Annotated in this window: 19 protein-coding genes and 1 riboswitch; of the genes, 11 read left to right on the plus strand and 8 right to left on the minus strand. The window is 58.8% G+C overall.

From position 1 onward, the window contains the following. The first annotated feature begins 367 nt into the window (after positions 1 to 367). From GGE33_RS24210 to GGE33_RS24245, 8 genes are all read left to right on the plus strand, one after another. Positions 368 to 1024 (plus strand): thiamine diphosphokinase, encoded by a 657-nt coding sequence (locus tag GGE33_RS24210; RefSeq protein ID WP_183829164.1) that lies wholly within the window; start codon positions 368 to 370, stop codon positions 1022 to 1024. 9 nt (positions 1025 to 1033) lie between these two features. Then, on the plus strand, positions 1034 to 2860 hold the full coding sequence (locus GGE33_RS24215; protein WP_183829167.1) for an ABC-F family ATP-binding cassette domain-containing protein: 1827 nt from the start codon (positions 1034 to 1036) through the stop codon (positions 2858 to 2860). A 171-nt stretch (positions 2861 to 3031) separates the two neighbouring features. Then, complete coding sequence (locus tag GGE33_RS24220; protein ID WP_183829170.1) at positions 3032 to 3484, plus strand: response regulator; 453 nt, start codon at positions 3032 to 3034, stop codon at positions 3482 to 3484. Between the two features lie 101 nt (positions 3485 to 3585). Then, on the plus strand, positions 3586 to 3981 hold the full coding sequence (locus tag GGE33_RS24225; RefSeq protein ID WP_183829175.1) for a VOC family protein: 396 nt from the start codon (positions 3586 to 3588) through the stop codon (positions 3979 to 3981). 227 nt (positions 3982 to 4208) lie between these two features. Beyond that, positions 4209 to 4314, plus strand: a riboswitch (TPP riboswitch). Positions 4315 to 4353: 39 nt separating this feature from the next. Further along, positions 4354 to 5364: a thiamine ABC transporter substrate binding subunit gene (thiB, locus tag GGE33_RS24230; protein WP_183829178.1), complete on the plus strand. Its 1011-nt coding sequence runs from the start codon at positions 4354 to 4356 to the stop codon at positions 5362 to 5364. Between the two features lie 27 nt (positions 5365 to 5391). Further along, positions 5392 to 7011, plus strand: a complete 1620-nt coding sequence (gene thiP, locus GGE33_RS24235; RefSeq protein ID WP_183829181.1) for a thiamine/thiamine pyrophosphate ABC transporter permease ThiP — start codon at positions 5392 to 5394, stop codon at positions 7009 to 7011. Further along, positions 7004 to 7711, plus strand: coding sequence for a thiamine ABC transporter ATP-binding protein (locus GGE33_RS24240; protein ID WP_148147759.1), 708 nt, complete (start codon positions 7004 to 7006; stop codon positions 7709 to 7711). Before thiP ends, GGE33_RS24240 begins: the two co-directional genes overlap by 8 nt. A gap of 316 nt (positions 7712 to 8027) precedes the next feature. Beyond that, complete coding sequence (locus tag GGE33_RS24245) at positions 8028 to 9446, plus strand: M48 family metalloprotease (RefSeq protein ID WP_246436449.1); 1419 nt, start codon at positions 8028 to 8030, stop codon at positions 9444 to 9446. Between the two features lie 26 nt (positions 9447 to 9472). Here GGE33_RS24245 and GGE33_RS24250 read toward each other — a convergent pair whose 3' ends face one another. From GGE33_RS24250 to GGE33_RS24270, 5 genes are all read right to left on the minus strand, one after another. Then, positions 9473 to 10339 (minus strand): RNA polymerase factor sigma-32, encoded by an 867-nt coding sequence (locus GGE33_RS24250; RefSeq protein ID WP_148147757.1) that lies wholly within the window; start codon positions 10337 to 10339, stop codon positions 9473 to 9475. A 279-nt stretch (positions 10340 to 10618) separates the two neighbouring features. Beyond that, positions 10619 to 11191 carry a CarD family transcriptional regulator gene (locus GGE33_RS24255; protein WP_148147756.1) on the minus strand — a complete coding sequence of 191 codons (573 nt, stop codon included), beginning with the start codon at positions 11189 to 11191 and terminating at the stop codon, positions 10619 to 10621. Positions 11192 to 11595: 404 nt separating this feature from the next. Further along, the gene (gene fdxA, locus GGE33_RS24260; RefSeq protein ID WP_183829184.1) at positions 11596 to 11934 is read right to left on the minus strand and encodes a ferredoxin FdxA; all 339 of its coding nucleotides are present in this window, start codon (positions 11932 to 11934) and stop codon (positions 11596 to 11598) included. Positions 11935 to 12127: 193 nt separating this feature from the next. Beyond that, positions 12128 to 12565 (minus strand): RNA-binding S4 domain-containing protein, encoded by a 438-nt coding sequence (locus tag GGE33_RS24265; RefSeq protein WP_183829187.1) that lies wholly within the window; start codon positions 12563 to 12565, stop codon positions 12128 to 12130. A gap of 6 nt (positions 12566 to 12571) precedes the next feature. Continuing rightward, positions 12572 to 15682 (minus strand): helicase-related protein, encoded by a 3111-nt coding sequence (locus tag GGE33_RS24270; protein WP_183829381.1) that lies wholly within the window; start codon positions 15680 to 15682, stop codon positions 12572 to 12574. Between the two features lie 493 nt (positions 15683 to 16175). Here GGE33_RS24270 and GGE33_RS24275 point away from each other — a divergent pair, with 493 nt between their 5' ends. After that, positions 16176 to 16331, plus strand: coding sequence for a DUF3309 family protein (locus GGE33_RS24275; RefSeq protein WP_112458869.1), 156 nt, complete (start codon positions 16176 to 16178; stop codon positions 16329 to 16331). 32 nt (positions 16332 to 16363) lie between these two features. After that, positions 16364 to 16618: a YMGG-like glycine zipper-containing protein gene (locus GGE33_RS24280; RefSeq protein WP_148147754.1), complete on the plus strand. Its 255-nt coding sequence runs from the start codon at positions 16364 to 16366 to the stop codon at positions 16616 to 16618. Positions 16619 to 16726: 108 nt separating this feature from the next. Here the strand turns inward: GGE33_RS24280 and phbB are convergent, their stop codons facing one another. Then, positions 16727 to 17455 (minus strand): acetoacetyl-CoA reductase, encoded by a 729-nt coding sequence (phbB, locus tag GGE33_RS24285; RefSeq protein ID WP_148147852.1) that lies wholly within the window; start codon positions 17453 to 17455, stop codon positions 16727 to 16729. A 44-nt stretch (positions 17456 to 17499) separates the two neighbouring features. Beyond that, entirely contained in the window at positions 17500 to 18681 is a 1182-nt protein-coding gene (locus GGE33_RS24290) for an acetyl-CoA C-acetyltransferase (protein WP_183829190.1), read from the minus strand. Between the two features lie 222 nt (positions 18682 to 18903). Between GGE33_RS24290 and phaR the strand changes: the two genes are divergently transcribed. After that, a complete protein-coding gene (gene phaR / locus GGE33_RS24295; RefSeq protein ID WP_183829193.1) occupies positions 18904 to 19485 on the plus strand; it encodes a polyhydroxyalkanoate synthesis repressor PhaR in 582 nt (193 codons plus the stop codon). 82 nt (positions 19486 to 19567) lie between these two features. Here phaR and rpmF read toward each other — a convergent pair whose 3' ends face one another. Then, entirely contained in the window at positions 19568 to 19753 is a 186-nt protein-coding gene (gene rpmF / locus GGE33_RS24300; protein ID WP_112458846.1) for a 50S ribosomal protein L32, read from the minus strand. Between the last annotated feature and the right edge of the window lie 105 nt (positions 19754 to 19858).

Raw genomic sequence — 19858 nt, forward strand, 5'->3', positions numbered from 1 at the left:
CACCCGCATAAGGCATTGGGGTATTGCTCGCCTCGTGAGTTCTTAAACCGTCAAACCGAAAGCTGATCCTGTCCGGTTTTTAAGGGGCAACTCCAGCTGCCAATAAGAACATTAATCCGGCATTAGGCCAAATCAGTGGCCTCAGGACATCCGAACGCGTTAGCTCCGCGTTCATGTGTTCTCTCATTGACGACAAAAATCGAACAAACTCGGGCAATGTGCACCTATGAAAACCTTAGAAAAGAAATAACCTACGAATTGCACAAAGCACAAGGTATTCATAAATCGCTACAAATTCGCTGCCATTCTCCGCGCTGTTAGGGTGGCACTCATACTTCCCCTTCCCCCACCCTTTGCGCTATGGGCAATGCCCATGGCTAATTCGACCTTCACAATCCTGCTCGGCGGCAATCTTGTCGTCACCGATCGCGTCAGACACGCGATCGCGGGAAGCCGTGTGATTGCCGCGGATAGTGGCATGCGCCACGCGGCCGGGCTTGGCGTGATACCGGAACTCTGGGTCGGCGACTTCGACTCTTCCGACGAAGACCTGATCGCCCGTTTTCCCGAGGTGGAGCGAAAGACTTATCCACTGGCCAAGAACGAGACCGATGGCGAAATTGCCACGGCCGAGGCGATCGAACGCGGCGCAAAGCGTCTGATCCTGATCGGCGCACTTGGCGGCGAGCGTTCCGACCACGCGCTGCAGCATTTTCTGCTTGCCATGAGCCTTGCCGAACGCGGCTTCGACATACTTCTCGCCTCGGGTGATGAAGAGGCCATTCCCTTTCTGCCGGGCAAAAAAGCGATCGACCTCCCCAAGGACGCGCTGTTTTCCGTCCTCGGCTTTTCCGCCCTGTCGGGCCTCGACATTTTGGGCGCAAGATATCCCTTGAAGGATTTCTCGCTGCCTTTCGGTTCATCCCGCACGGTTTCGAATGTTGCGGAAGGGCCGGTCGAATTCCATCTAAAGAGCGGCAAGGCGATGATCCTTGCCCGTCCCCACGATTTTTCCGGAGCATAAACGGTCCTCATGGCACCTCCCATTCTCAAGCTTGACGATATCCTCCTGAGCTTCGGCGGCGCGCCGCTGCTGAACGGCGCAGGCCTGCAGGTGGAACCGGGCGACCGCATCTGCCTCGTCGGCCGCAACGGCTCGGGCAAGTCGACACTTATGAAGATCGCGGCCGGCATGGTCGAGGCGCAGTCGGGCGAAGTTTTCCGTCATCCATCCGCAACGATCCGTTATCTCGAACAGGCTCCCGATTTCGCCGGGTATTCGACCGTGCAGGCCTATGCCGAAGCGGGCCTCGGTCCGGGCGACGATCCCTATCGTGTCACCTATCTGCTCGAACATCTGGGCCTGACCGGCGAAGAAGATCCGAACCGTTTGTCCGGCGGCGAAGCGCGCCGTGCAGCACTTGCCCGTGTCATGGCACCGGAACCCGACATCCTGCTGCTTGACGAACCGACCAACCATCTCGACCTGCCCACCATCGAATGGCTGGAAGACGAGTTGCGCAAGACGCGCAGCGCGCTGGTGGTCATCAGCCACGACCGTCGTTTTCTTGAAAAAGTCTCGAATGCAACGGTCTGGATCGATCGCGGCACCGCCCGCCGGCTTTCCCGAGGTTTCGGCCATTTCGAAGCCTGGCGCGATCAGGTTCTCGAAGAGGAAGAGATCGAACAGCACAAGCTCGGCAAGGCGATCGAGCGCGAAGAGCACTGGATGCGCTACGGCGTCACCGCACGACGCAAGCGCAACATGCGCCGTGTTGGCGAATTGCAGGCCATGCGCGCGAGCTATCGCGGCCATAACGGACCGCAGGGCAGCGTTCAGGCCTCGGTTGCCGAGGGTCGCGAGTCCGGCAAGCTGGTTGTCGAAGCCGAAAACATCACCAAGGCTTACGAGGAGCGCACGATCGTGGCGCCCTTCTCGATCCGCGTCCATCGCGGCGACCGTATCGGTCTCGTCGGCCCGAACGGCGCCGGCAAGACGACACTTCTGAAGATGTTGACCGGCCAGCTGGAGCCTGACAGCGGCTGGATCAAGCTCGGCACCAACCTGGAAATCGCCACCCTCGACCAGAAGCGCGAGGACCTCGATCCCGAGGATACCCTGTCCCATTATCTGACTGACGGCCGCGGCGAGACCCTGCTGGTCAACGGCGAACAGCGCCATGTTGCCGGTTACATGAAGGATTTCCTGTTCCAGCCTGAACAGATCCGCACGCCGATCAAGAACCTGTCGGGTGGCGAGCGCGCCCGTCTGATGCTGGCCCGCATGCTGGCAAGGCCTTCGAACCTCTTGATCCTCGACGAACCGACCAACGATCTCGACATCGAGACGCTGGACCTGCTGCAGGAAATCGTCGCTGGCTATAACGGCACCGTCATCCTCGTCAGCCACGACCGCGATTTTCTCGATCGCACAGTGACCTCGACCATCGCACCCGCCGCCCCGGATGCGCCCGATGGCCGCTGGATCGAATATGCCGGCGGCTACACGGACATGCTGGCGCAGCGCAAGGGCGCGCAGGAAGAGCGGAAAAAGGCGGAGAAAGCAGCCGAAAAGCCAAAGGCCGAAAACGCAGCCTCTTCCTCCGACGCGCCCAAAGCCAAGGGAAAGCTCTCCTACAAGCAGAAGTTCGCGCTGGAGAATATTCCCAAGGAAATGGAAAAGGCCGAAGCCGAGATCGCTCTGCGAGAAAAGAAAATGGCCGATCCCAACCTCTTCACCAAGGACCCGGCAAGCTTCAACAAGTTGGCTGCCGAAATGGAAAAGCTGCGCGAAAAGCTGACCCAAATGGAGGAGGAATGGCTGGAGCTGGAAATGTTGCGCGAGGAAATCGAGGGCTGAGCACGATGCGCCAGGCATTCGAAAATTAAATATTTGTTAGCCTTAACAAATATTTAATCAAGAAAATCAGTGTCTCGCCCCGGAACAATCCCGACATTCATCGCGTTTGGTGCGTGTCAGGTTGCTAAAACATGCAACCGGCAAAACCGAGATGAACTCTGGAGATGTCCAATGCTGACAAGTGTATCGCGTCGTCGGCTGGCAAATGAGGCGATGAATCAGCGCGTATTGATTATCGAGGATGAGTTTCTGATTGCGCTCGACGTGGCCGACACGATCGAGAACATGGGCCTGAAGGTCGTGGGGCTGGCGAATGCCCGCAAGCACGCGCTTTCGCTCGCAGCCCATGCGGATATCGCGCTCGTCGATGTCAATCTCGCCGATGGCCGGACGGGACCGGAAATCGGCCGCGAACTTGCCGAACAATATGGCCTCACGGTCGTATTCATGACCGGCAATCCGGAAGATATCGCGGATGGCGTAGAAGGAACGCTCGGCGTTCTGACCAAACCCGTCAGGCCTGAAGTGGTAGAACAGACGATCGGTTATGCGATCGCCAACCGCCTCGGCGGCATGGCCATCGTTCCCCGCGAACTCAAGGTTTTTCGCGGAAACGCAAACTGAGTCAAAATTCCTGCATGGACTTGTCGAATCCGTGCCGCATCTTTCGTCCTTGGAGGAAGGGCGCCAGCTGATGGCGTCCATAATCAAGGAGGAATATCGACATGCGGATGATTTTCGTGAACCTGCCGGTGGCGGATCTTCAGGCTTCCACGGCGTTTTACACGGCGCTCGGTTTCACCAAGAACCCCGATTTTTCCGATGACACCGCAAGCTGCATGGTCGTCAGCGAGCAGATCTACGTGATGCTTCTCACCCACGACAAGTTCCGCATGTTCATCAATGGCGATATCTCCGACGCCAGGAAGACGAAAGAGGTGCTGAACTGCCTTTCCGCATCGAGCCGCGACGAGGTTGACGGCTTCAAGGCAAAGGCGCTTGCCGCCGGCGGCGCGGAGTGGAAGCCCAATATGGAAATGGGCCCGATGTACGGCTGCAGCTTCCAGGACCTCGACGGCCATGTCTGGGAAGTCATGTATATGGACATGTCTGGTGGGTGATCCACTGGCAATTGCGGCTCACCGATAAAAGCCCCCTCCCAACCCTCCCCACAAGGGGGAGGGCTAACCTGGACGCGTCGCTTATGCCCGATTGGAAACAAGCGGGGGCGGCGGTTTTTTGTCCCCCTTTTTGGCGGAGATGGCCGGCAGGCCAGAGGGGAATTTCCATGGAGAGAACGATTGTGTTGCCCCTCTTGCCAGCATGAAGCGAGACCGGTAAATCTTTGCACGCTCTAACGGGGTGCCCTGCGTCTGCTGGGCTGAGAGGCGAAACGCCAACCCGCGGAACCTGATCCGGCTAACACCGGCGGAGGGATTAGACGGCTCGCAACCAGCGCCTATTCCCCACATCGACATTTTGAGGAGGCGCTGATGCGCGGGATTTCGACTTTTCTTCTGGCCGCCACGGCCATGTTTTTCACCCCTTTTGCTGCTGAAGCTCAGGACAAGACGCTCACCGTCTATACCTATGAGAGCTTCACCTCCGACTGGGGCCCCGGCCCGAAAATCAAGGCCGAGTTTGAAAAGACCTGCGCCTGCACCGTCAATTTCGTCGGCGTTGCCGATGGCGTGGCGCTTCTCACCCGTCTAAAGCTGGAAGGTACGGGATCGGAAGCCGATATCGCGCTCGGCCTGGATACCAGCCTGATCTCCGAAGCCAAGGCGACAGGCCTTTTCGAGGCGAACGGCGTCGATGCAGGCGCCGTCAAGGTTCCCGGCAATTATGCAGACGACACGTTCATTCCCTATGACTACGGCCACTTCGCCGTCATCTACGATACGCAAACGATCAAGAACCCGCCGAAGAGCCTCAAGGATCTGATCGAAGGGGACGCTTCGCAGAAGATCGCCATTCAGGACCCGCGCACCTCGACCCCCGGTCTCGGCCTTCTGCTCTGGGTAAAGTCCGTCTATGCCGACAAGGCGCCGGAAGCCTGGGCGAAACTCAGGGACCGGGTTCTGACCGTCACCCCCGGCTGGTCGGAAGCCTATGGCCTGTTCACCAAGGGCGAAGTGCCGATGGTGCTCTCCTATACGACCTCGCCGGCCTATCACATGGTCGAGGAAAAAACCGACCGCTATCAGGCCGCAAGTTTTTCGGACGGCCATTACATCCAGATCGAAGTCGCCGGCATGCTGAAACACGCCCGGGATAAGGATCTGGCGAAAAGCTTCCTGACGTTTCTGATATCGCCGGCCGCACAGGATATCATTCCGACCACCAACTGGATGATGCCGGCCGCCGCCACCGCCGCCCCGCTGCCTGAGGCTTTCGACAAGCTTGTAAAGCCGGAAAAGACGCTGCTGATCGGCTCCGACGAAGTGGCGAAGAACCGTCAGGCCTGGATCGACGAATGGCTGACCGCCATGAGCAAGAAGTGACATGTCGAAACGGACGGAATATCGCATTTGCTGACGACTGCTGAAAGACGACGCGGCATCGGTGCTGGCCTTGCCGTGCTTGCCGCCATCATCGTCTTTGTCGGCACTGCGATCGCGACGCTGCTGGCCTGGGATGGCGATCAATCGGCATCCCGGCTTTTCACCTCCTATACCTGGAGCATTCTGCGCTTCACGCTTTGGCAGGCGGCCCTGTCGACCTTGCTGTCGGTTGCCTTCTCCATTCCGGTCGCGCTGGCCCTGGCTCGCCGCCCCCGGTTTGCAGGCAGAGCCTGGATCCTCCGCCTCATGGCCTTGCCCATGGGCCTGCCGGCACTCGTCGGCGCGCTCGGCCTCCTCGGCGTCTGGGGCAGGCAAGGGGTTTTGAACGGCTGGCTTACTGCCGCCGGACTGGAACACCCGGTCAGCGTCTACGGCCTTTCCGGCATCCTGCTCGCTCATACATTCTTCAACATTCCGCTCGCCGTGCGCCTGCTGCTCTCCGTGCTCGAGCGACTGCCGGCGGAATACTGGCTTCTGTCGGCCAGCCTCGGCATGAAGCCGGCCTCGATCTTCCGTTTTGTCGAATGGCCGGCGCTCGCGCGTGTCGTTCCCGGCGTTGCGGGGCTGATTTTCATGCTCTGCGCCACCAGCTTCACGCTGGTCTTAGTACTTGGCGGCGGCCCGGCCGCAACCACGCTGGAAGTGGCGATCTACCAGGCCCTACGCTTTGATTTTGACCCGCCGCGCGCGGTCGCACTCGCCTTTCTGCAGATCGCCCTCACAGCGGCCGTGATCGGCCTCATCGCGTTTCTGCCGGCGGCAACCGATACGGTCAGGACCGCAGGCCGAAAGGTCTTGCGCCTCGACGGGCGCTCATCCGCATCCCGCCTGTGGGATGGCCTCATCATTGCTGTCGCCGTCATCTTCGTCGCCTCGCCGCTCTTCTCGGTTTTCGTCGCTGGCCTTCGTGCGGATCTCTGGAAACTCGTCAACGGACCACGCTTCATTCAGGCAGCCACGACAAGCCTCGTGATCGCCGTAACTGCCGCAGTGATCGCCGTCTCCGCATCGCTCGCCATCATCATGGCGCGGCAGACGATCAGGGACCGGCGTGATCCCAATATTGCTGCACGGCTTCTATCGACCTCGCTCGCCGGCACATCCTCGCTCGTTCTCGTCGTACCGCCGATCATTCTCGGCACCGGCTGGTTTTTGGTGCTTCGGCAATTCGGCAATGTCGCCTCGTTTGCACCCTGTCTCGTCGCCTTCATCAATGCTCTGATGGCATTGCCCTTCGCCGTGCGGGTGCTCGAACCGGCACTGGATGACCACCACCATCAGACCGCCCGGCTGGCCACCTCACTCGGCATCAGCGGCCCTGCCAAGTGGCGGCTAATCGATCTCCCCGTCCTGACACGCCCGATACTCACCGCCCTCTCCTTCGCTATGGCACTTTCCCTCGGCGATCTCGGTGCGGTTGCCCTGTTCGGCTCCAGCGAGCTCGTCACCCTGCCTTGGCTGGTCTACAGCACGCTATCGAGTTACAGAACGAACGATGCCGATGGGCTGGCGCTGATCCTCGGCGTGATCTGCCTTGCCTTGACCATACTCGGCACCGCGGGCAAAAAGGAAAACGCGAATGCATGACGGCATCGTCCTCGACAAGGTCGCGCTGACGCTCGGCAAGACGAGTTTCGCTTTCGATTGCCGCATCGAACCGGGCGCAGTCACCGCGATCGCCGGCCCGTCGGGCGCAGGAAAATCGACGCTGCTCAATCTGATTGCCGGTTTCGAACGTCCGCAATCAGGCCACATCCTTATCGCCGGAATCGACCAGACCTTGAGCCACCCGTCGGAAAGACCGGTCTCGGTAGTCTTCCAGGATCACAACCTCTTCGCCCATCTCGACATCTTCACCAACGTCGCGCTTGGCCTCAACCCGTCTTTGCGGCTTTCCCCGCAAGACAGGGACCGCGCCGAAAACGCCTTGGTGCGTGTTGGTCTTGCCGGATTCGGCAAGCGCATGCCGGGCTCGCTATCGGGAGGAGAAAAACAGCGGGCAGCATTTGCCCGGGCTTTGCTGCGCAACAAGCCGGTGCTCCTGCTGGACGAACCCTTCGCAGCGCTAGACACCGATCTGCGTCTGCAAATGTCCGCCCTTCTTCTTGACCTGCATAAGGAAAATGCAAATACCGTGGTCATGATAACCCATGACCGCGAGGAAATTGCCCGCATTGCAGATCGCATCCTGCATGTCGAAAAGGGGCAGATCGCTACCGACGAAGCAAAGGCGGATTACCTTTCGCGATTTGCCGCACCCGTTTCGGCCCTATCCGGCACTGTGTGAACGAAAGTCATCAAGCGTGCATGGGCACCGCCACAATTTGGACGTGGCCCAATGGCATCGGCGTTCAAGTTTATTTTCTTTTCATACCCAGTAGGCAATACATATTCATTTAGGAATATCTGTGCAGTTGGCGCGAAAGACGGTAAGCGACAACGGGCGGAAGACGAAGCCAGACGCGACGGCAGGATGCCGAAGTGTAATTCCGGAGATGGTAGTGCAGGCGAAGACTGTAAAGACGGATCGTGCCAGGTGGCCGAGATTTTGGCAGCGTAGCCGCGCATTCCGTTCCGCAGCCACACTCTTTGCCGTCACCTCGATGCTTTACGGCTGCCAGTCGATCTTCGACCAGGCCTATACACCCAATGTATCGCCGTCGGAAAACCCGCAGACTGTCGACCAGGTTCAGAAGAATGACCCGCGTGCCGCAATGGGCGCCCGCGAGCATCCGCGCATTGTCGCAAGTTACGGCGGCGAATATCGCGATGCGAAGACCGAGCGTCTGGTCGCGCGTATCACCGGTGCATTGACGGCCGTTTCGGAAAATCCAACCCAGTCCTTCCGCATCACCATTCTGAATTCGCCGGCAATCAACGCCTTCGCGCTGCCAGGCGGTTATCTCTATGTCACACGCGGTCTGCTGGCGCTCGCCAACGATGCGTCGGAAGTGGCGGCCGTCCTATCGCACGAAATGGGCCACGTCACCGCCAATCACGGCATCGAGCGTCAGAAGCGGGAAGAGGCGGAAGTCATTGCCAGCCGAGTCGTCGCCGAGGTCCTGTCGAGCGATCTCGCCGGCAAGCAGGCGCTCGCACGTGGCAAGCTGCGTCTCGCCGCCTTCTCCCGCCAGCAGGAATTGCAGGCGGATGTTATCGGCGTGCGCATGCTCGGCGAAGCCGGATATGATCCTTATGCAGCCGCTCGCTTCCTTGATTCCATGGCAGCCTACGCCCGCTATTCCGCCGTCGATCCAGATAACGACCAGAGCCTCGACTTCCTTTCAAGCCACCCGAATTCGGCCCAGCGTGTCGATCTCGCGCGCCGCCATGCCCGCGCCTTCGGCCAGGAAGGCGTCGGCGACCGTGGCCGCGATTATTATCTCGCCGGCATCGACGGTCTCCTTTACGGCGACAGCCCGCAGGAAGGTTATGTTCGAGGCCAGACGTTCCTACACGGCAGCCTCGGCATCCGTTTCGATGTTCCGCCGGATTTCCGGATCGACAACAAGGTCGAGGCGGTGCTCGCAACCGGCCCCGGCGAAAGCGCCATCCGTTTCGATGGCGTTGCCGCCGGCGACAATAACAACCTGACGAATTACCTGACGAGCGGCTGGGTTGCAGGATTGCAGCCGGAAACCGTGCGCGAGTCCACCGTCAACGGCCTGCCGGCCGCAACCGCCCGCGCCTCCGCCGAGCGCTGGGATTTCGACGTGACCGTCGTGCGCCTCAATGAGCAAATTTTCCGCTTTTTGACAGCGGTACCAAAGGGTAACACGACCCTACAATCTACGGCAGATACGCTACGCAACAGCTTTCGTCGTATGACGCCAGAAGAAATAGCCTCCCTGAAGCCGCTTCGCGTGCGGATCGTCACGGTTGGCCCAAGTGACACTCTTGCATCGCTCTCGGGACGGATGATGGGAACGGATCGAAAGCTCGATCTTTTCAAGCTCATCAACGCGCTACCGGCCGGCGCGACGGTGTCGCCCGGCCAGAAGATGAAGATCATTTCCGAATAGCGGGGTGAAGGAACACCCCTTCACACTCAGCAGGCGGCAGCAGCCATCTGCGGATTGGCGGAAACGAGCGCAGACTTAAGCTTCTCGATGGCGCGGCTTTCGATCTGACGCACGCGTTCCTTGGAAATGCCAAGTTCGGTACCTAGCGCTTCGAGCGTTGCTCCGTCGTCGGTAAGCCGGCGAGCACGAATGATCTTCTTCTCGCGGTCGTTAAGTTTGGTGAGCGCGCCCTGCAGCCATTTCAGCCGTCGTTCGCCGTCGATCATCCCCGAGACCTGCTCGTCGGGAAGTGGCTCGTTGCTCTCCAGCATGTCCAGCCGTTCGCCGCTATCGGCGTCACCAGCAATCGTCGGCGCCTGCAGCGAGGCATCGTTGGCGGAAAGACGTGCATCCATTGTCTGCACGTCGTTTACGCTGACACCGAGCGCCACCGCGATCTCTTCATGGATGGCACGGGCAGTAAGATTGCTGTCACCGCGGGCGAGCTTTGCACGCAACCGGCGTAGATTGAAGAAAAGCGCCTTCTGCGCAGAGCTGGTCCCGCCGCGCACGATCGACCAGTTGCGCAAGATATAGTCCTGCATCGAAGCGCGGATCCACCAGCTAGCATAGGTTGAAAAACGAACGTCCCGCGCCGGCTCAAACCTTGCCGCCGCCTCAAGCAGCCCTACATAACCTTCTTGAACGAGATCACTCATCGGCAGACCGAAGCCGCGAAACTTCGAAGCCATGGCTATGACGAGACGCATATGCGCAAGTGCAATCTGGTTTCGTGCATTCTGATCCTGGCCGTCTTTCCATCGGATGGCAAGATCACGCTCCTCTTCCCGGGCGAGATAGGGAGCTGACATCGCTATCTTGATCATTGTGCGGTCTGCGGACATGGCTGTCATCGTCTTCTCCGTCAACGGTTCTGATATGACGATGAACAGCGGGAAACCTTGCAAACGCACATCCGCGAAGGATGCCAACGTTAGTTCGGACTGCTGATCTCGCCCCCTCATCAGCGACCCGGAACATCCTGGTCGCAACAGTTTCAGAAGGGAACCGAGGGCAGCGTTACGCAGCAATCAATTCGCCGTTCCGGCGGGTTAACGCGGCGACAGCGCAAAAGTTCCAATAAAAAAACCCGGCTCGAGGCCGGGTTTTTTTATTGCTGTATCTCAGAAAAATCAGGCAGCTTCTTCCTGCGCTTCATCCTCATCAAGGCTCTTGCCGCGCTTGGGTCCCTTGGCAAGATTGACCTCGACAAGACGAACAGCTTCGGTATCCGACATCTTGTTGACGGCCGCGATTTCACGGGCCATTCGATCGAGAGCAGCCTCATAAAGCTGACGCTCGGAATAAGACTGTTCCGGCTGGTTTTCAGCGCGATAGAGATCGCGGACCACTTCAGCGATAGAAATCAGGTCACCGGAATTGATCTTTGCATCATATTCCTGGGCGCGGCGCGACCACATGGTGCGCTTCACACGAGCCTTGCCCTGCACGACCTTGAGCGCGCGTTCGACGAAATCCGTTTCCGAAAGCTTGCGCATGCCGATAGCAACGGCTTTGGCGACCGGAACCTTCAGGCGCATCTTATCCTTTTCGAAGTCGATTACAAAAAGCTCGAGCTTCATGCCAGCAACTTCTTGCTCTTCAATCGCACTGATCGTACCAACGCCATGAGCGGGATACACGATCGATTCGCCGGTCTTGAAACCCTGGCGAGCCGGGGAATTCTTCTTCTGCTGAGTCGTCATTCGTTTCAAAAACTCCCTTCTACTCACCCACATCTGGGTCAGGGGAAAGCCGGGTCTGTCAGGCCCGGATGAGACGGGGGAAACCGTCGGGTCACTCCATACTGGTCCGACAAAACGCGCGCGAAAAAACAAATCCCATCGCTGAGCTGCGACCGACAACATGAAACGAGTTTATGTCTCGGGGAGCGCGTGTGATTGATCTGTGCTTTCGTGATGTTTTTTGGGCACGCGAGTGCCGCCTTGTGGAACAGTATCTCTTGTCTACCACAAAAAAGTGCGGAAATCAATAATTTGCTTCACAGAGTCCGCAAAGCAACATTATAGCGTCCTGCCTATGAAAGCAGCAACGCTTCAATGGCGCCTGCGACAGCAAGGCAGGCGCATCCCGGCTGGACAACCTAGACTCAGTCGCCCTTGCCCGGTTCCGGAGAGAAATACTTCTCGTACTTGCCCACCTCGCCGTCAAGCTCCTTGGCGCCGTCCATCGGATCTTTCTTGATCGTGATGTTTGGCCAGATCTGGGCGAACTCCGCATTGATCTTCAGCCATTTGTCCAGCCCCGGCTCGGTATCGGGCTTGATAGCCTCGGCAGGACATTCAGGTTCGCATACGCCGCAATCGATGCATTCGTCGGGATGGATGACGAGAAAATTCTCGCCTTCATAGAAGCAATCCACCGGGCAGACTTCGACGCAGTCGGTATATTTGCAGCGGACACAGTTATCGGTCACGACATAAGTCATGAAGCACTCCACATCAACGCGTTGATCAGGACACGATTGGGAACGGTCGGGCCCCGAGGGCCGGACGGGGGCAACGCAACCGCTGGAACGACAGAGGCGGGCTATCCGGCATTTTCGAACGTCACGTAAAGCCTTTATCCAAGCTTAGCAAGGATAAACCATTTCGAAAAAACGCGGAAACAGGGCGCATTTTCTAATCATCGTCCCAATTGATCCCGGCACCCAAGTCGGCATCACCAGCATTGGGAAAAAGACGGTCTGTCTCGCGGCGTTCCTTTTTAGTCGGACGGCCGGATCCCTTGATGCGCTGCGCCTGTTCCAGCATTGTCAGGCGCTCGGTTTTCTCGCGCGGTGGGGTGAGATCTTCGTAGAGTTCCTTGGCCTCTTCGTAAGGCCCTCGCCGATCGCCACCGGACTTGACGACCAGGATGAGATCGCGCCGATCGAGCGCGATTTCCACCCGATCGCCCACCTTCACCTGGAAGCTCGGCTGGCGGATCGAAGCCCCGTTCACCTTCACATGGCCGGAATTGAGCAGGCCTTGCGCGAGTGATCGGGACTTCACCATGCGGGTGAAGAAAAGCCATTTGTCTATGCGTTGCCGCAAATCCCCGGATGGCTTTTCGCTCATGACCCTTTACTTCTTCATCTGCTCCTTAAGAGCAGCGAGTTTTGCGAAAGGAGAATCTGGATCGATCGGCTTTTCCTTGCGAGGCGGCTTTGCCTCGAAACGTGCAGGCTGGTTGTTCTTCTGCCCGCCGCGTTCCGGACGCGGACCACCCTCGTTGCGCTCGCCACGGAAGGGACGATCGCCCTGCGGACGCTTGTCACCCCTGCGGTCGTTGTTACGGTCGCGACCCTGGCCTTCGCGCTTGTCCTGCTCACCGCCGCGGCGGTTGTCACGACGATCACCATCACGGCGGCCCTGCGGAGCATTTTCGCCGCCGGCATTGCGTTGGCCGCCACGATCACCACCCCGGTCACCGCCATGACCGCGGCGATCGCCCTGCGGACGGCCACCACGCTGGTTGTTTTCACGACCGCCGCCCGGGCGCCACAACAGAACCGGCTTCGGCTCTTCAGCTTCCGCAGGCTTCGCACCTTCGACTTCGGCAGACAGCTCTACGGCTGCAGCCTCGACAACCGGTTCAGCCGCAGTTTCGGTTACTGTTTCAGACGGGGCTTCCGCAGTGTCTGCGTCTGCCGTTTCTTCAACAGCAGATGCTTCAGCCGAAATCTCCACAGCGGAAATCTCGTCCGATGCTGCGGATGCAGCGGCGGCCGGCGTCTGGCTGGCGAGATAGGCCTGAGCCTCTTCCGCAGTTACGCTGTCGGCCCGATAGCCGAGACCCTTAAGAATTTCTTCCATATCGTCCGGCGTTGCACCGAGGATCGACAGCATGGCCGTCGTCGTGGTGAACCGGCGACCGTCATAGGCACCTTCCGGACGCGGCGTCGCACCCGGCTTCCACTGCAAGAGCGGACGGATAAGGTCTGCAAGACGTTCGAGAATATCGACGCGAACCGCACGCTTCCCGAGGAAACGGAAACCGGCGAGCTTGTAGAAGGTCCGCTCAAACGACGGATCGGCAACAACCGACGTGCGGCCAGCGGCAAGAGCCGGAATAAGGTCGCCATAACCCGGCTTGTCGAGACCATCGTTCTTCAGCGCCCACAGCAGCGTGATAAGCTCGGCCGGAGCCGGCTTCAACAGCGCAGGCATGAAGACGTGATAGGCGCCGAAACGGATGCCATAGCGGCGCATCGAGGCGCGAGCATCCTGATCGAGGGACTTCACGTCCTCGGCAACATCCCGACGGAACAAGACACCGAGATTTTCGACGATCTGAAACGCTAGGCCCTTTGCCAGACCCTGCAGGTCTTCCGCACGAGACAGGTCGTCGAGCGGCTTCAGCACCGTTGCGATATGATGATTGACGAAACGTTCGATGCGGGCGGCCACGTGTTCACGGGCATTGCCGGTCAGCTGTTCATCCGACAGCAGGATGACCCGTGGGCGCATGACATGGTCGCTTGCTGCAAGACGGGCAACCGGATCGCCGAGCCAACGCACAGAACCATCGGAACCGACGGCAAGATCGTTATTGCCGGAAGCATAGAGACGGGCGGCACGCGCCTCGAACTCCAGCGCCAGCGCCTTTTGTGAGGCGGCCTGAACAGCCTTGGCATCCGGTCCTTCGGTCCCCGAGACCGGAGTAAAGCGGAATCCCGCCAACTGTCCGACGTGATGTCCCTCGACAAACACATCGCCATTCACACTGATTTCTGCTTCCAGCATCGCATTCTCTCTTAGGCGCCTCATGAGCACAGATGTCCTGCGATCAACAAAGCGTTTCGTCAACCTTTCATGTAGCGCGTCCGACAACCTATCCTCGATTTCCCGTGTCTTTTCTTGCCAGTGTGTCGGATCGGCAAGCCAGCCGGGTCGGTTTGACACATAGGTCCAGGTTCGAATCTGCGCGATTCGGGCAGACAGGGTATCGATTTCGCCGTCGGTGCGGTCGGCACGGCGAACCTGCTCCGCCATGAAGTCCTCGTTCACCGTGCCGCGACGCACAAGATCGAAGAAAAGCGTCGAAATAAGGTCAGCATGCTGCGCCGGCGCAATTCTTCTATAGTCTGGAAGCGCGCAGGCGTCCCATAATTTCTCCACACGCTCCGGCGTGGTAACGATATCCTTCACTTCCGGATAGCGCGACAGATAGTCAAGCGCCTGGCTGTCGGTAGCCGGCAAAGCACGCGTCAGCCCCTGTATCGTCGGATTTGCATCAAGACTGCGCCGAAGCTCATTGAGCGACGAAAAGCTGAGGTTTTTCGAACGCCACTGCAGCACCTTTACACTGTCGAAATGATGCCCCTCGATCCGCTCCACCAGCTCGTCGTCGAACGGCGCGACCTGTCCCGTCACCCCGAACGTGCCATCGCGAAGGTGCCGTCCCGCACGACCGGCAATCTGCGCCATTTCGGCAGGATTGAGATTGCGGAACTGGTATCCGTCGAATTTCCGGTCCTGCGCGAAGGCGACATGGTCGACATCGAGGTTGAGGCCCATGCCGATCGCATCGGTGGCCACCAGATATTCGACATCACCTTCCTGATAAAGGCCGACCTGCGCATTGCGGGTGCGCGGGCTGAGCGCTCCAAGCACGACGGCAGCCCCGCCGCGCTGGCGGCGGATCAGTTCGGCGATCGCATAAACCTCATCGGCCGAAAAGGCGACAATCGCGGTCCGCTGCGGCAGGCGCGTGATCTTCTTCTGGCCCGCATAAAAAAGCTGCGACAGGCGCGGGCGCTCCACGATCGTAATGCCTGGCAGAAGATTCTCGAGGATCGGCCGCATGGTTGCAGCGCCGAGAAGAAGCGTCTCGTCACGGCCGCGCAGATGCAGGATGCGGTCGGTAAAGATATGTCCGCGCTCAAGATCGCCGGCAAGCTGGACTTCATCGATAGCGACGAAAGAGGCCTTCGTCTCGCGTGGCATCGCCTCGACGGTGCAGACCGAATAACGCGCCATATGCGGCGTGATCTTCTCTTCCCCGGTGATCAGTGCAACATTGTGATGCCCGACCTTCTCCACCAGCCTCGTATAGACTTCGCGCGCGAGCAACCGGAGCGGCAGGCCGATCACGCCTGAGCCGTGCGCCACCATGCGCTCGATCGCGTAATGGGTCTTGCCGGTATTCGTGGGGCCAAGCACGGCGGTTACGCCACGCCCGCTAAAAATCATTGGCTGAGAATTCAAAGCGAAGTTCCACGTCTAATCAACCACGGGCTCCATTGTCGCCCGAAGTTTCGCAACACATGGCGACGCAACGCGACAAACGCAAGAAGAAAGACGCTGAGGCGGCTGAAAACCGGGCTGACGACATCTTCGGAACAAAAGTGAACGAATCGGCGACGAATCGAAGACTCACTGGATTCACGCTCCGTTCTCACAATATATAGACACAGAAACTAGACAGACACATCATATTGTACCAACGGACATTCCGCCGACTTTCCCGACGAGAACAGGTCAAGGACTCGTATCGCTTCGAGAGTCAATCACCCGACCAATCAGCATTTTTTGACGCATCAGAAGTTAGAGACATCTCTCAACGTCCGTTAACAGCCCGTAACAAGGAGTGAGAACAAGGACTTCCACGCCAATGGAACAAAAGTTCCAGCGCCACGTTCTCACCGCAAATTCATCCTGGCTTCAGGAAAGCGGAGATAAACCCATGCTCGGAACGGTTCTACTCGTAATACTCATTCTGCTCCTTATCGGCGCTCTGCCGAATTGGGGACATAGCCGGAACTGGGGTTATGGTCCTTCGGGCGGCTTGGGTCTCGTCGTTCTTATCATCATCATCCTGCTTCTCATGGGCAGGATCTGAACTATCAACGTGGAAGGGAAGGAAACCGAGTTATGAAGAAGATCATGCTGATCGCCGCGCTTGTCGGCACTCTCGCATCGTGCACCTCGACCGAAAAGGGAACGGCCATCGGCGCAGCATCCGGCGCGGTTATCGGCGGCGCCGTAACGAACAGCTGGGGCGGCGCGGCAGTCGGCGCTGTGGGCGGCGGTCTGATCGGGGCAGCCATCGGCGAATCCCAGAAGCACCGCGGCTACTGCGTCTATCGCGACCGCTATGGCCGTACCTACGAAGCTCGTTGCCGCTAAGCGGCACGTTTTCAGCTGAATATGTTAAGGCCGGAATCGGGAGAGGATTCCGGCCTTAATCTTTTGATGATCTATATTGCCTGCAAGTAGCAACAGGCCCCGGCCTGTTCAGCCGGCCATATACTGGCCGCCGTTGGCGGTAAGCGTCGACCCGGTAATGAAACCCGCATCGTCGGAAGCCAGAAACACCACGCAGCGGGCAATTTCTTCCGGCCTGCCAAGCCGCCCGACCGGGATATGCGGAAGGATTTTTTCCTCCAGCACATGTTGCGGAATGGCTTTCACCATGTCCGTCTCGGTATAACCCGGGCAGATCGCATTGACCGTGATGTTGCGCGACGCGCCTTCGAGCGCCAGTGCCTTGGTGAAACCGACATCGCCGGCTTTCGCGGCTGCATAATTCGCCTGACCCAACTGGCCTTTTTGTCCGTTGATCGACGATATGCTGATGATCCGGCCAAAACCGCGTTCCCGCATCCCCGGCCACACAGGATGGGTCATGTTGAACAGTCCGCTGAGATTGGTGCCGATCACCTCGTTCCACTGCTGCGGCGTCATGCGGTGGAACATGTTGTCCCGCGCAATGCCGGCATTGTTGACGAGAACCTCAATCGGACCCATCTGCTTCTCAACAGCCTCGACACCGGCAACGCAGGCATCGTAATTCGACACGTCCCACTTGAAAACCGGAATGCCGGTTGCGTCGTGAAACTGGGATGCACGCTCGTCATTGCCGTGATAACTCGCAGCAACCCTGTATCCTGCGGCCTTTAGGGCGACCGAAACCGCGGCACCGATGCCGCGCGTACCACCCGAAACGAGAGCAACTCGCCCCATCATTCTTCCTTCTCTTTTAAAACCGCGTCACGGTTCAAGGGCGTTCATGGACGTTCCAGACACATGGCGACCCCCATGCCGCCGCCGATGCATAGCGTCGCCAGCCCTTTCGACGATCCGCGCCGCTTCATCTCGAACAACAAAGTGTTGAGAATGCGAGCGCCGGAAGCGCCGATCGGATGACCGATGGCGATTGCTCCGCCATTGACGTTGACGATCGACGGATCGAGACCGAGATCACGGACCACCGCGCAGCTCTGCGCCGCAAATGCCTCATTCGCCTCAATAAGATCAAGATCGGAAACTTTCCAGCCCGCCTTTTCCAAGGCTTTGCGCGACGCCGGGATCGGCCCCGTCCCCATGATCTGCGGGTCGACGCCTGCCGTTGCCCAGGACGCAATGCGTGCGAGCGGCTCGATACCGCGGCGAACGGCTTCTTCTTCCGTCATCAGTACGACGGCGGCAGCACCATCATTGAGACCCGAGGCATTTCCGGCCGTTACCGTACCTTCCTTGTCGAAGGCAGGGCGAAGTTTGGCCATCAGGTCCAGCGTCGCGCCGGCCCGGATATATTCGTCCTGGTCGACGGTGACATCACCCTTTCTTCCCTTGACGACGAAGGGCAGGATCTCGTCCCGGAACCGCCCTGCCGCCTGTGCAGTCTCGGCTTTGTTTTGCGAGGAAACCGCATACTGATCCTGGTCATCACGGGAAAGCTGCCATTGGCGGGCGATATTTTCCGCCGTAATTCCCATGTGATAACCGTAAAATGCGTCGGTCAGGCCATCCTTCAGCATCGTATCGACCATCTTGAAGTCACCCATCTTCACACCGCCGCGAAGATGGGCGCAATGCGGCGCCATTGACATCGATTCCTGTCCACCGGCAACAATGATCTTCGCGTCGCCAAGCGCCACCTGCTGCATACCAAGCGCGACAGCACGCAGACCTGATCCGCAAAGCTGGTTGACGCCCCAGGCGGTCGCTTCCTGCGGCACGCCTGCCTTCATCGCCGCCTGCCTTGCGGGGTTCTGCCCCTCGCCTGCCGGCAGGACCTGGCCGAGGATGACTTCATCCACCTCGCCTGCCTCGACCCCGGCGCGCGCCAATACCCCCTTGATGGCAACGGCTCCGAGTTCATGCGCCAGCACGCTTGCGAAGGCACCGTTGAACGAGCCGACAGCGGTACGACCCGCAGCGGCGATGACAATAGAAGGATGAGGCATGCGTTTCCTCCGGCATTATTGTTGGCCGGACACTGGCAAAGCTCGGTCGAGGTGTCAAATGGACGCACGCGACATCGGCTTTGAAGTCATTTGCTGCGCAACACGATTTTCGTCGCGCCGCACAAAAACATTGTCTCGGCGCATGGTTGAGCTTACATTTCATGCTGGGAGAAGGGCGCTTGCCCTGGAAATAATAAGATTTGTGCTGTGGGAGGCAAAACAATGGCGAAAGCCGAAGGCGAGACGGTTATCAAGAAATACGCCAACCGGCGGCTGTATAACACCGGCACCAGCACCTATGTCACCCTGGAGGATCTCGCCAAGATGGTGAAGAAGGGTGAGGTTTTTGCGGTGCAGGACGCAAAGACCGGCGAGGACATCACCCATTCGGTCCTGACACAGATTATCTTCGAGCAGGAATCCAAGACGGGAAACACGCTTCTGCCGGTTTCCTTCCTGCGCCAGCTCATTTCTTTCTATGGCGATCAGATGCAGATGGTCGTGCCGACATTCCTTGAACAATCCATGCACGCTTTCACCGAACAGCAAGTACAGATGCGAGAGCAGATGACACGCGCCTTCGGCGAGACGCCTTTGGCCAAGAACCTTCACGCTCCGATGCAGATGATGGAAGATCAGGTGCGTCGCAACACGGAAATGTTCCGTCAGGCTATGCAGATGTTCGCACCCTATTCCGCCCCACCGGCAAGCCCGGCACCGAAAAAAGCCGAGGCACGCGATATCGACGAGTTGAAGGAACAGCTCCGTAGCCTCCAGAGTCGGCTGGACAGCCTCGGCGCCTGACACTGCAATTCTGAAAATAGAATTCGCGCAACAAAAAAGCCCGGTCAGACCGGGCTTTTTTGTTTCTGCTTGAGAAAAGCGCTTATGCGCTTTCCTTCGGCGTCAGAACCTGGCGACCGCGGTACATGCCGGTCTTCAGGTCGATATGGTGCGGACGGCGAAGTTCGCCGGAATTCTTGTCCTCGACAAACGTCGGGGTAGCCAGCGCGTCTGCGGAGCGGCGCATACCGCGCTTGGATCGGCTAACTTTTCTCTTTGGTACTGCCATTTGTGTTACTCCACTTCGTGCAAAACGCCTTATTCGGCCCCTGTGAGGCCGAACCCGTCACGTCTCGATCTCGGAAATTTGGCTGGCTTATACATGCACGTCAGG

Origin of the sequence: Aliirhizobium cellulosilyticum, assembly GCF_014198105.1 — a bacterium.
GTDB lineage: Bacteria > Pseudomonadota > Alphaproteobacteria > Rhizobiales > Rhizobiaceae > Neorhizobium > Neorhizobium cellulosilyticum.